The sequence below is a fragment of the Bordetella holmesii genome (assembly GCF_020735985.1).
Lineage (GTDB): Bacteria > Pseudomonadota > Gammaproteobacteria > Burkholderiales > Burkholderiaceae_B > Bordetella > Bordetella holmesii.
This window is the reverse complement of the sequence record NZ_CP085973.1, coordinates 1,873,080-1,885,972: the sequence shown is the minus strand read 5'-3', so window position 1 is coordinate 1,885,972 and position 12,893 is coordinate 1,873,080. Positions and strand designations below refer to the sequence as shown.

The 12,893-nt window shown below is 62.8% G+C and carries 9 protein-coding genes and 1 pseudogene; 9 read left to right on the top strand and 1 reads right to left on the bottom strand.

Features of this window, described 5'->3' with window-relative positions:
- Positions 1-75 precede the first annotated feature (75 nt).
- The 7 genes and pseudogenes from LK440_RS09005 to LK440_RS08975 all read left to right on the top strand — a co-directional run bounded on the left by LK440_RS09005 (position 76) and on the right by LK440_RS08975 (position 7,216).
- On the top strand, positions 76-2,145 hold the full coding sequence (locus tag LK440_RS09005; RefSeq protein ID WP_005013497.1) for a DNA polymerase III subunit gamma/tau: 2,070 nt from the start codon (positions 76-78) through the stop codon (positions 2,143-2,145).
- A gap of 38 nt (positions 2,146-2,183) precedes the next feature.
- Positions 2,184-2,510, top strand: a complete 327-nt coding sequence (locus LK440_RS09000; protein WP_005013498.1) for a YbaB/EbfC family nucleoid-associated protein — start codon at positions 2,184-2,186, stop codon at positions 2,508-2,510.
- A gap of 14 nt (positions 2,511-2,524) precedes the next feature.
- Positions 2,525-3,133, top strand: coding sequence for a recombination mediator RecR (gene recR, locus LK440_RS08995; protein WP_005013501.1), 609 nt, complete (start codon positions 2,525-2,527; stop codon positions 3,131-3,133).
- A gap of 97 nt (positions 3,134-3,230) precedes the next feature.
- Positions 3,231-4,483, top strand: a pseudogene (locus LK440_RS08990) (CaiB/BaiF CoA transferase family protein).
- Positions 4,484-4,573: 90 nt separating this feature from the next.
- Positions 4,574-5,614, top strand: a complete 1,041-nt coding sequence (locus LK440_RS08985) for an ABC transporter substrate-binding protein (protein WP_005013503.1) — start codon at positions 4,574-4,576, stop codon at positions 5,612-5,614.
- Entirely contained in the window at positions 5,607-6,416 is an 810-nt protein-coding gene (locus LK440_RS08980) for an ABC transporter ATP-binding protein (protein ID WP_005013506.1), read from the top strand. The genes LK440_RS08985 and LK440_RS08980 overlap by 8 nt, the downstream gene beginning before the upstream one ends.
- 5 nt (positions 6,417-6,421) lie before the next feature.
- Positions 6,422-7,216: an ABC transporter permease gene (locus LK440_RS08975; protein ID WP_005013510.1), complete on the top strand. Its 795-nt coding sequence runs from the start codon at positions 6,422-6,424 to the stop codon at positions 7,214-7,216.
- A gap of 63 nt (positions 7,217-7,279) precedes the next feature.
- Here LK440_RS08975 and tal read toward each other — a convergent pair whose 3' ends face one another.
- A complete protein-coding gene (gene tal / locus LK440_RS08970) occupies positions 7,280-8,236 on the bottom strand; it encodes a transaldolase (protein WP_005013511.1) in 957 nt (318 codons plus the stop codon).
- Between the two features lie 223 nt (positions 8,237-8,459).
- Here tal and carA point away from each other — a divergent pair, with 223 nt between their 5' ends.
- Together carA and carB are read left to right on the top strand one after the other, a co-directional pair.
- Complete coding sequence (gene carA / locus LK440_RS08965; RefSeq protein WP_005013512.1) at positions 8,460-9,614, top strand: glutamine-hydrolyzing carbamoyl-phosphate synthase small subunit; 1,155 nt, start codon at positions 8,460-8,462, stop codon at positions 9,612-9,614.
- Between the two features lie 10 nt (positions 9,615-9,624).
- Positions 9,625-12,864: a carbamoyl-phosphate synthase large subunit gene (carB, locus tag LK440_RS08960; RefSeq protein ID WP_005013513.1), complete on the top strand. Its 3,240-nt coding sequence runs from the start codon at positions 9,625-9,627 to the stop codon at positions 12,862-12,864.
- Positions 12,865-12,893 lie beyond the last annotated feature (29 nt).

Sequence of the window (12,893 nt, the reverse complement as noted above, 5' to 3'; positions counted from 1 at the left end):
CTTTTTGTTTCCGACCCATGGTCGTTATCGTCGTGTTCTGACGCCGGCTGGCTCATCAGGCTCTACAATCCCCGCATGACTTATCTGGTTCTGGCCCGCAAGTGGCGTCCGCGATCCTTCGATACCCTGGTTGGCCAGGATCACGTCGTGCGCGCATTGACGCATGCCCTGGACACCCAGCGTTTGCACCACGCCTGGCTTTTTACCGGTACACGTGGCGTGGGCAAGACCACGCTGTCGCGTATCCTCGCCAAATCCCTCAACTGCGAAACCGGCATTACCTCCAAGCCGTGTGGCGTGTGCCGTGCGTGCACGGAGATCGATGCTGGCCGTTTCGTCGACTACCTCGAACTTGACGCGGCTTCCAACCGAGGCGTCGAGGAGATGACGCAACTGCTCGAGCAGGCGGTGTATGCACCGGGAGCGGGGCGTTTCAAGGTCTACATGATCGACGAAGTCCACATGCTCACCGGGCATGCGTTCAACGCCATGCTCAAGACCCTCGAAGAGCCGCCGCCGCACGTCAAGTTCATCCTGGCCACGACGGATCCACAGAAAATCCCGGTCACCGTACTGTCGCGCTGCCTGCAATTCAATCTCAAGCAGATGCCGCCCGAGTCCATCGTGGGCCATTTGCAGGCGGTGCTCGGTCAAGAGCAGATCGGCTTCGAGGTGCCCGCCCTGCGCCTGATCGGGCAAGCTGCTTCGGGTTCCATGCGCGACGCCCTGTCCCTGACGGATCAGGCGATTGCCTACAGCGCAGGCAATCTGACCGAAGACGCGGTGCGCGGCATGCTGGGCACCATTGATCAGCGCCATTTGGTGCGCCTGTTGGATGCCCTGGCCACGGGGGACGCCCGCGGCGTGCTGGCCGTGGCCGATGAGCTTGCTACCCGTGGTTTGTCCTATGCTGGCGCGCTGGCGGATTTCGCCGTGCTGCTCTCGCGCATCGCGATCGAGCAACGTGTCAGCGGCGTCACCCCGGCCGACGACCCCCTCGGGCAGGATATCGCGCGCCTGGCGGCAAGCCTGCATCCCGATGCGGTCCAGCTTTTCTATTCCGTTGCCGTGCATAGCCGCAGCGAACTCAGCCTGGCGCCGGACGAGTACGCCGGGTTCGTCATGGCCTGTCTGCGCATGCTTGCCCTCAATGGCGAGGCGGGGCCGGCGACGCAGCGCGAAGCACCACGTACCGCACCCCAGCCAGCGTTGACCCACGACGTGGCTGCGGCGGCGCCTGCTACGGTGGCGGCAGACGCCGCGCCGGTTGAGACGCCTGCCGTTGCAGCCGTGCAGGCGGCGGTGCCTGCCGTAACCGCATCGTCGGTTACCCCTGCTGACCCCATCGCACCCGATGCCGAACCTGCCGTTGCCGCCGAGCCCCGGCCGTCGTCGGTGGCGCTGGCGCACAGCGCGCCCTCTGCGGCAACGCCGGTGCCGCCCTGGGAAGATAACCCCGCACAGGAAGCGGCCGTCGTCACGGCCGTGGCCGGCCAGAACCAACCCCAGGTTGCAGCATCACCCGAGGCCGCGCCAGATCTTGACCAAGAGGGGCCGCCGTCCTGGGTGGACGAGTCCATCCCGGATGATGCCGAAGGCGGGTATGCGCCAGCCCAGGCCTACACCCTCGATCCGGATGACGATTTCGAGACCCTGGCAAGCGAACCGGCGCCGGCGCCGGCTGCCGCTGCGCGAGCCGCCGCAGCAGCCAGGCCGGCGCGCACGCCGCGCCAGCCTCGCTCACGACTGAGTGACATGTCGCCGCAGACCTGGCCCGAACTGGCCGCGCGCTTGCCTGTCACCGGGCTGGCAGCCGAGTTGGCGCGCCAGAGCGAATGGGCCGGCGTCCAGGGCGACGCGGTGATGTTGCGCGTTGCCGTGCGCACGCTGGCCGAGAGCGAGAGCCGGGTACGGTTGCAAACGGTATTGTGCGAACATTTCGGCCAGGGCTTGCGGCTGGAGATCGAGGTCGGCCACACGGGCGATGGCACGGCGCACGCCGTCGCGCGCATCGAGCGCGCGGCGCGTCAGCAGGCTGCCGAAGAGGCCGTCGCCGTCGATCCCTTCGTGCAGGCACTGGTTAATGATTTTGGCGGACACGTCGTGCCGAATTCGGTGCGCGCCGTCGAGCCGCCGGCCGCTTGAGGCCGGCGTTTCCCCTATTCCCCAAGGAAAAACTCACCATGATGAAAGGACAACTGGCCGGCCTCATGCGCCAAGCCCAGCAAATGCAGGAAAACATGAAAAAGGCCCAGGAAGCCCTGGCCGATATCCTGGTCGAAGGTGCCGCCGGCGGTGGCCTGGTCAAGGTGACCATGACCTGCCGCAACGACGTCAAACGCGTGGCCATCGACCCCAGCCTGCTGGCCGATGACAAAGACATGCTCGAGGACTTGGTTGCCGCCGCGTTGAACGACGCGTTGCGCAAAGCCGAGGCAACCTCGCAAGAAAAGATGTCCTCCCTGACCGCTGGCCTGCCCCTGCCTCCGGGCATGAAGCTGCCGTTCTGAGGCGAGCCGTCCTGATGGACAATTCGCTTCCGGAAGCCGAGCCGCTACGGGCGTTGATCGAGGCCTTGCGGCGCCTGCCTGGTGTGGGCGCGCGCTCGGCCCGACGCATGGCGTATCACCTCCTGCAGCATGATCTGCAGGGGGCGGATCTGCTCGGACGGGCTCTGGCCGGCGCCGTGCAGAACCTGCGCCATTGCTCGCGTTGCAACAGCTTCACTGAAGACGAAATCTGTCTTATCTGCGCCAACCCCAAGCGTGATGCGACACAGTTGTGCATCGTCGAAACGCCTGCCGACCAGAATGTCATCGAGTCCAGCCATGGCTATCGTGGCCTGTACTATGTATTAATGGGGCGGCTTGCGCCGCTCGAGGGTGTGGGGCCGCGGGCGCTGGATTTTCAGCGCGTGCTGGACCGGGCCTCCGACGGGACGGTCCAGGAGGTCATCCTGGCGACCAACTTCACCGCCGAAGGCGAGACGACCGCCCATTTTCTGGGCGAGGCGCTGGCCGATCGGGGGTTGAGAGTCACCCGCTTGGCGCGTGGCGTTCCCGCGGGCAGCGAGCTTGAGTACGTGGATGCCGGTACCATCGCCTGGGCACTGATGGAGCGCCGCTCGACCTGAGGCGTTGCGCCCGGGTTTTTCGTTCTGCCTGACCGTGATCGCTGGCCTGCTGGGCGATCGTGGCCCATAGCAATAAACAGTCGGGTGGAAGAGACAAATGTCAGCCTTGAAAGGCATGAAGGTGCTCGAATTGGGCACGCTCATTGCAGGCCCTTTTGCCGCGCGCATGTTTGGCGAATTCGGCGCCGACGTCATCAAAGTCGAAACGCCGCCAGACCAGCACGGGCAGGGAGGTGGCGATCCGATACGTAGCTGGCGTCATCTGCACGAGGGCAACTCGCTCTGGTGGACGGTACAGGCCCGCAACAAACAATCGATCAGCCTGTGAACCTGAAAGATGCTCGGGGCCGCGAGATTGCGCGTCAATTGGCCTTAGAGGCCGATATCATTATCGAGAACTATCGTCCCGGCGTCCTCGAGAAATGGGGCTTGGGTTATGAGGATCTGTGTTCCATCAACCCGGCGACCATCATGGTGCGTTTATCCGGCTATGGGCAAACGGGGCCGATGCGCGACCAACCTGGCTTCGGCGCGATAGGAGAGTCCATGGACGGGCTGCGCTACGTATCCGGCCATCCTGACCGTGCGCCCTTGCGCGTGGGGATTTCCATCGGTGACTCCCTGGCTGCGCTGCATGGCGTAATAGGCGCCCTGATGGCGTTGCGGCACCGTGATGCCACGGGCGGGCGCTGGAATGGCAAGACGGGCGAAGAGTGTCAGTCAGGACAAGGCCAGATGATCGATGTGGCCCTCTATGAGTCCGTCTTCAACGTCATGGAAAGCCTCGTCCCGGAGTATGACGTGGCCGGCGTGATCCGCGAACGTACAGGCGGGGCCTTGCCAGGCATCGTGCCGTCGAACACCTATACCACCGCCGATGGGCAGAATATTGTGATTGCCGGTAACGGTGACGCGATCTTTCATCGCCTGATGCTTGCCATCGGACGCGAGGATCTTGCGCGCGATCCGGACCTGGTGCACAACGATGGCCGCGCGCGAAGGGCGGCCGAAATCGATGGCGCCATCCAGGCCTGGTGCGATAGACAGACCATCGATGAGGCGCTGAGCCAACTGCGACGTGCGGATGTGCCCGTGAGCAAAATCTACAGCGTGGCGGATATGTTCAGCGACCCCCAGTTTCTCGCCCGCGGAATGATCGAACAACATCGGTTTCCGGATGGTAGCCCCGTCAAACTGCCGGCTGTCGTGCCCAAGATGTCGCTCACACCGGGCAGCACGCGCTGGTTGGGACCGCGTTTAGGGGAACATACCGAGGCCGTGCTGAAGTCGCTGGGGTATGATGCAGCGGCGATTCAAGAGCTGGCAAAGACCGGCGCAATCAGTACCTGAGGCGCTGGCAAGTGCACCAGCCCCGAAGCAGACGGTCATGCCGGCCGTCTGTCTTTTCGCCGCTTTCTGGCGGCACACAGGAGACAACCGATGTCAGTCACTCGTCGTGATCTGCTCAAGCTCGCCGGCGCAGCCGGCGCCATGAGCATGGCTCCGGCCATCGTTCGTGCGCAGAAACTCGAAAAAACCAAAGTGCAGATCGCAGTGGGCGGCAAGCCCCTGATCTACTATCTCCCGCTGACCATCGCTGAGATCAACGGCTACTTCAAGGACGAAGGGCTGGATGTCAGTATCGCGGACTTCGCGGGCGGCTCCAAAGCCTTGCAGGCTGTCGTGGGCGGCAGCGCCGATGTGGTCTCGGGGGCGTTCGAGCACACCATCGCCATGCAGTCCAAAGGCCAGGCTTATCGTGCGTTCGTGCTGCAGGGGCGCGCGCCCATGATCGGCGTGGGCGTCTCGAAGAAGGCCTTGCCCAACTACAAGGGTGCTGCCGATCTCAAGGGCAAGAAGATCGGCGTGACCGCGCCGGGTTCGTCGACCAACATGGTCGTGAGTTTCTTTCTCGCCAAGCATGGCCTGAAGGCCAGCGATGTTTCCTTCATCGGCGTGGGTGCCGGCGCTGGCGCGGTGACCGCTTTGCGCGGTGGTCAGGTCGACGCCATGTCCAACACCGATCCCGTGGTGTCCATGTTGACCCTGGGCGGCGATATGGAAATCATCGTCGATACCCGAACCCTGAAAGACACGTTGGAGATCTTCGGTGGCAACATGCCTGCTGGCAGCCTTTATGCGCCACAGGCCTTCATCGATGCCAATCCCAATACGGTGCAGGCATTGACCAATGCCATCGTGCGCGCCGACAAGTGGATTCAAAAAGCGGGTGTGGATCAGATCGCCAAGACGGTGCCGACCAACTATCTGTTGGGCGATCCCGAGGTCTACAAGGCAGCGGTCAAAGCCAGCCTGGAAGGTCTGTCGCCCGACGGGGTCATCCCCGAGGACGGCGCCGCCACGGCAGCCAAGGCGCTGGCCGCCTATGCCGGCGACATCGATCTGGCCAAGATAGATACGTCCAAAGTCTGGACCAATGAGTTCACCCGTCGCGCCAACGAGAAGTATCCCAATGGTTGAAGCTGCACTTTCGCTTGAAGGCATCACCTGTACCTTTGCGTCGCGTGATGACAGCAAGCAACGCTATACCGCCGTGGCCGACACCACGCTGGCGATCGCTCCTGGCGAATTCGTCTCCGTGGTGGGTCCGACAGGCTGCGGCAAGTCCACCTTGCTTAACGTCGGCGCGGGCTTGCTCTCGCCGTCGTCGGGCCAGGTCAAGGTGTTCGGGCAAGTCCTCTCCGGTATCAACGCCCGCGCCGGCTACATGTTCCAGGGTGAGGCGCTGCTGCCGTGGCGCAATGCACTGGACAACGTGATGGCGGGCCTCGAGTTCGCGGGCACGCCCCGCGAGCAGGCCGAGACGCAGGCGCGGGAGTGGATGCGCCGCGTGGGTTTGGGCGGATTCGAGCATCGGTATCCGCATCAGATGTCGGGCGGCATGCGCAAACGCGTCATGCTGGCCCAGACGCTGATCCGCGATCCGGACATCATTCTGATGGACGAGCCGTTCTCGGCGCTGGACATTCAGACCCGGCAGCTCATGGAAAATGAGGTGCTCGAGTTGTGGATGGCCCGGCGCAAGGCGGTCCTGTTCATCACCCACGATCTGGATGAGGCAATCGCGATGAGCGACCGGGTGGTGGTGCTCTCGGCAGGGCCGGGAACCCATCCCATCGGTGAGTTCGTCATCGACCTGCCGCGTCCCCGGGACGTGGCGGAGGTGCGCATGCATCCGCGCTTCGTCGAATTGCACTCGGCCATCTGGGGCGTGTTGCGCGAAGAAGTCCTCAAAGGCTATGCCCAGCAGAAGCGGGCTTGAGAACCATGGCTAAGTTGATCAAACCCGGCTCGGCGAGCCTGCGTTTCTGGCAGTTATTGCTTCTGGTCGTTATCCTGCTCGTCTGGCATTTCGCCTCGCTCGACAGCAAGGTGGCATTCTTTTTTGGGCAGCCCCTGAAGGTGGCCGAGCGCATCTGGACCTGGTTCATCACCGATGCCGATATCTACAAGCATCTATGGGTGACACTATCGGAAACGGTGCTGGCCTTTGTCATCGGCACCGTCGCCGGTTTGGGGAGCGGTTTGTGGCTGGGCCTGTCGCCGGTTGCCAGCGCCATTCTCGATCCCTACATCAAGGCCACCAACTCCATGCCTCGCGTCATTCTGGCGCCTATCTTCGGCATGTGGTTTGGGCTGGGAATCTGGTCCAAGGTCGCGCTGGCGGTCACGCTGGTGTTTTTCATCGTGTTCTTCAATGTGTACCAGGGCGTACGCGAGGTCAGCCCGACCCTGCTGGATAACGCTCGTATGCTGGGAGCCCGGCGCCGTCAGTTACTGCGCCACGTCTATCTGCCCTCGGCCACGAGTTGGGTCTTCTCCAGTCTGCACACCTCGGTGGGCCTGGCATTCGTCGGGGTGGTGGTGGGGGAATATCTCGGTTCGGCCAGCGGCGTGGGGTATCTCATCCTGCAGGCCGAAGGCACGTTTGATGTCAACACGGTGTTTGCCGGCATCGTTGTGCTGACCGCCTTCGCACTCATCCTCGACGGCATCGTCGGTCTGGGAGAGAAGCGGCTGATGAAATGGCAGCGGCGTTCAGGCGAAACGGAAAAACTCTAAAGCTATCCGGGTCTGCACCCGGATGGGGCAGGCGGCGGCATTGCCGCCCGCCTCCCTCCCTGATCAGGCGCAGGCCTGTTCGATAAGTTGATCCAGTTTGCGTGCGTCCGCCACGAAAAACCGTATGCCCTCGGCCAGCTTTTCGGTGGCCATCGCATCGTCGTTGAGCAGGCTGCGAAAGGCAATCTCGCCGCACGGCACCTCGGCCGGGGCGGGGCTGCCTGCGGCGGGCAGGGTGAGTTGCACCGGCACCTCGCCTTCGCTCGCGTCCAGCTGAGCCAGCAACTCGGGGCTGATGGTCAGCAGATCGCAGCCGGCCAGCGCCAGGATCTGACCGGCGTTGCGGAAGCTCGCGCCCATGACTTCGGTCGTGATGCCATGCGCCTTGTAATACTCGAAAATCCGCGCCACTGACTGCACGCCCGGGTCGTTGGCGCCGCTGCGGGCAGTCTCATCCCATTGGGCGCCGGCAGCTTTCTTGTGCCAATCGTAGATGCGGCCCACAAAAGGAGAAATCAGTTGTACGCCGGCTCGAGCGCAGGCGGCTGCCTGCACCAGCGAAAAGAGCAGGGTCAGATTGCAGTTGATGTCTTCTTCCTGCAGCAGCTTTGCCGCCTGTATCCCCTCCCAGGTGGAAGCAATCTTGATCAGCACCCGTTCACGCGAGACGCCCGCGGCTTCGTAAAGAGCGATGATGCCGCGGGCGCGTTCGACGCTGGCGCGCGTATCGAAGGACAGGCGGGCGTCCACTTCGGTGGACACGCGGCCGGGGACGATATCCAGAATCTGCCGTCCGAAGGCCACCAGCAGACGATCGGTGATCTCGCCGGGAGTCGCGCCGCGGTGATCGCGGGCGACCTGCTCGAGCAAGGGGCGGTACGCATCCTTCTGCACCGCTTTCAAAATAAGTGACGGGTTTGTTGTGGCGTCGGTCGGGCGCAGCGCGCGCATGGTCTCGAAATCGCCAGTGTCGGCGACAACGGTGGTGTGGCGGCGCAGGGCTTGAAGCTGAGAGGGCATGGGCATCGCAGATGAGAGGTTGATGTCAGCCCTAGGGTAGCACTGGCGTCTGACGCGGTGCGTCTCGATCCGGGTCCCGCGCACCGTGACTCGGAAGGCAAAGAAGTCGGAATGATGATATTCGCTTCGATTGGCGCGGTATTTCACCGAAAATAGCCGGATATTGCCCGTTCGAGGTATAATCTGAAATTTTGATTATCGATTCTGAAAACTGGGGTTCACTGTGCTGCCGCAACTTTTTCCCGAGGGGATCAACCGTTTCCCTCCTGCAATTCTGGCTTTGGCGGACGGTACCATTTTTCGGGGCGTATCGATAGGCGCGCCGGGTCACACCGTAGCCGAGATGGTGTTCAACACCTCCATGACGGGCTACCAGGAAATCCTCACCGATCCGAGCTACAGCGGTCAGATTGTGACCCTGACCTATCCCCACATTGGCAATACGGGCGTCAACGTTGAAGACGTCGAGGCCAACCGTGTCTACGCTTCCGGTCTCGTGGTGCGCGACTGCCCCGCGCGAGTGTCCAACTTTCGTGCGACCCAATCTCTGCCCGACTACCTGACGGCGCAAGGCGTGGTTGCCATCGCGGGTATCGATACCCGCAAGCTGACCCGCATTCTGCGTGAAAAAGGCGCCCAGGGCGGCTGCATTCTCGTGGGTGAAGATGCCGAGCGCGCCGTCGAGTTGGCTCGCTCCTTTCCGGGCATGTCCGGCCAAGATCTGGCCAAGGTGGTTTCTCAGAAAGACACCACTTCCTGGACGCAGGGCACCTGGCAACTGGGCGAGGGCTACACCCAGCCCGCGCAAGACCGCTTCCACGTCGTGGCCTATGACTTCGGCGTCAAGTACAACATTCTGCGTCTGATCGCAGATCGGGGCTGCCGCATCACGCTGGTGCCGGCGCAAACGCCTGCCGAGGAAGTCCTCAAGCTCAACCCGGACGGTGTGTTCCTGGCCAACGGCCCGGGCGATCCCGAGCCCTGCGATTACGCCATCGCCGCCACGCGCGTCTTCCTGGAGCGCAAGCTGCCGGTGTTCGGCATCTGTCTGGGCCACCAGATCATGGGCCTGGCCGTTGGTGGCAAGACCGTCAAAATGAAGACGGGGCACCATGGCGCCAACCATCCAGTGCAGGACCTGCAATCCAAACGGGTGTTCATCACCAGCCAGAACCACGGTTTCGCGGTTGACGCGGCCAGCCTGCCAGCCAATGCGCGCGCCACCCACATCTCGCTGTTCGACGGCACCTTGCAGGGCTTCGAGCTGACCGATCGTCCGGCGTTCTGCTTCCAGGGCCACCCCGAAGCCAGTCCAGGCCCGCACGACATCATCGTGCTGTTCGACAAGTTCATCAGCCTGATGGCCGGCCAGAAATAAAGATTCCACCATGCCTAAGCGTACAGACCTAAAAAGTATTCTCATCATTGGCGCCGGCCCGATCATCATCGGCCAGGCTTGCGAGTTCGATTATTCGGGCGCGCAGGCCTGCAAGGCGCTCAAGGCCGAGGGTTATCGCACCATCCTGGTCAACAGCAACCCCGCGACCATCATGACCGACCCGGAAACGGCCGATGTGACCTACATCGAGCCCATTACCTGGCAAGCGGTCGAGAAGATCATCGAGCGCGAGCGTCCCGATGCGTTGTTGCCCACCATGGGTGGCCAGACTGCGCTGAATTGTGCGCTGGATCTGGCGCATAACGGCGTGCTGACCAAGTATGGCGTCGAGCTGATCGGCGCCAACGAGCATGCCATCGAAAAGGCCGAAGACCGCCAGAAGTTCAAGCAGGCCATGACGGATATCGACCTGGCTTCGGCCAAGTCGGGCGTGGCTCACACCTTGGATGAGGCCTGGGAGGTCCAGCGCCGCATCGCCGCAGAAATCGGCACAGCGGGCTTTCCGGTCGTCATCCGCCCCAGCTTCACGCTGGGCGGCACCGGCGGCGGCATCGCCTACAACGCCGAAGAGTTCGAAACCATTTGCCGCCGCGGTCTGGAGGCTTCGCCCACCAATGAGCTGCTCATCGAAGAGTCGCTGCTGGGCTGGAAAGAATTCGAAATGGAAGTGGTCCGCGACAAGGCGGACAACTGCATCATCGTCTGCTCGATCGAAAACCTCGATCCCATGGGCGTGCACACCGGTGACTCGATCACGGTCGCGCCGGCGCAGACGCTGACCGACAAGGAATACCAGATCATGCGCGACGCATCCATTGCGGTGCTGCGCGAAATCGGCGTGGATACGGGGGGCTCGAACGTGCAGTTCGCCGTCAACCCGAAAAACGGCCGCATGATCGTCATCGAAATGAACCCGCGCGTCTCGCGTTCCTCGGCGCTGGCGTCCAAGGCAACGGGGTTCCCCATTGCCAAGGTGGCCGCGCGTCTGGCCATTGGCTATACGCTCGATGAACTGCAAAACGAGATCACCGGCGGCGCCACCCCGGCCTCGTTCGAACCGTCGATCGATTACGTCGTCACCAAGGTGCCGCGTTTTGCCTTCGAGAAGTTCCCGCAGGCTGATGCCCGCCTGACCACGCAGATGAAGTCCGTCGGCGAAGTCATGGCCATGGGTCGAACCTTCCAGGAGTCCTTCCAGAAGGCCTTGCGCGGCCTGGAAGTCGGGGTGGACGGCCTGAACCAGAAGACCACCGACCGCGAGAAGCTGCAGGTCGAGCTTGGCGAGCCAGGCCCGGAGCGCATCTGGTATGTGGGCGACGCCTTCGCCCAGGGTTTCACGCTCGATGAGGTGCACAACATCACCCACATCGATCCGTGGTTCCTGGCCCAGATCAAGGAGATCGTCGATATCGAGCTGGCGCTCGAGCAAAAGACGCTTTCCGACCTTGACTACGCCACGCTGTTCGAACTCAAGCGCCGCGGTTTCTCCGACCGGCGCTTGGCCTTCCTGCTGGACTCCTCCGAGTCCGAGGTGCGCAAACTGCGCCATCAGCTCAACGTGCGTCCGGTCTACAAGCGTGTGGACACCTGCGCGGCCGAATTCGCCACCCGCACCGCTTACATGTACTCCACGTACGAAGAAGAGTGCGAGGCGCAACCCACCGACCGCAAGAAGATCATCGTGCTGGGCGGTGGCCCGAACCGCATCGGCCAGGGAATCGAGTTCGATTACTGCTGCGTGCATGCGTCGCTGGCGCTGCGTGAGGACGGGTTCGAGACCATCATGGTCAACTGCAATCCGGAAACTGTCTCGACCGATTACGACACCTCCGATCGTCTGTACTTCGAGCCCCTCACCCTGGAAGACGTGCTGGAGATCGTGCACAAGGAAAACCCCGTTGGCATGATCGTGCAATACGGCGGGCAGACTCCGTTGAAGCTGGCGCGCGCGCTGGAAGCCAACGGCGTGCCCATCATCGGTACCAGCCCCGAATCCATCGACGTGGCCGAAGACCGCGAGCGCTTCCAGAAGCTGCTCAACAAACTGGGTCTGCGCCAGCCGCCAAACCGCACGGCGCGCACCGAAGCCGAAGCGCTGGCTCATGCCGCCGAAATCGGCTATCCGCTGGTCGTTCGCCCCAGTTACGTGTTGGGCGGGCGCGCCATGGAAATCGTCCATGAGCAACAGGATCTCGAGCGCTACATGCGCGCGGCCGTCAAGGTGAGCAATGACTCGCCCGTGCTGCTGGACCACTTCCTGAACAACGCGACCGAGGTTGACGTCGATTGCCTGGCCGACGGCGAGACGGTATTTATCGGCGGCGTGATGGAACACATCGAGCAGGCCGGCGTGCATTCGGGGGACTCCGCTTGCAGTCTGCCGCCTTACTCCTTGTCGGCCGATATCGTGGCCGAAATCAAGCGCCAGACCACCACGATGGCCCGTGCCTTGAATGTCAGCGGCTTGATGAACGTCCAGTTCGCAGTGCAGGACGGCGACGTCTATGTGCTGGAAGTCAATCCGCGTGCTTCGCGCACGGTGCCCTATGTCTCCAAGGCGACCGGCCTGCAGTTGGCCAAGATCGCCGCGCGCGCCATGGCGGGTCGCACGCTGGCGCAGCAAGGCGTGACCGAAGAGGTCGTGCCGGCCTACTTCTGCGTCAAGGAGGCCGTCTTCCCCTTCGTGAAGTTCCCGGGTGTCGATACGATTCTCGGGCCCGAGATGAAGTCGACGGGCGAAGTCATGGGGGTGGGCCGCAGCTTTGGTGAGGCCTTCGTGAAGTCGCAACTTGCCGCTGGGGTTCGCTTGCCTGAATCGGGTACGGTGTTCATCAGCGTGAAGAACCAGGACAAGCCGCGCGCCGTCGAAGTCGCTCGTGGGCTGCACAACTTGGGCATCAAGCTGGTTGCCACGCGTGGCACGGCCGCCGAGATCGAAGCGGCGGGCATCCCTGTTCAGGTCGTCAACAAAGTCACCGAGGGCCGTCCGCACATCGTGGACATGGTCAAAAACGGTGAGGTCTCGTTGGTGATCAATACGGTGGAAGAGCGCCGCAACGCCATCGCTGATTCGCGCACCATTCGCACGCAGGCGCTGGCCAATCGCATCACCTTCTATACCACCATCGCAGGGGCTCGGGCGGCAGTCGAAGGCATGCAATTTCTGCGCGAAGGCCTGGGCTTCCAGGTCTATCCGTTGCAGGATCTGCACGCGTCGCTGCACCAGTAAGCCCCTCGTGGGGTAGTATCCAGACGGGC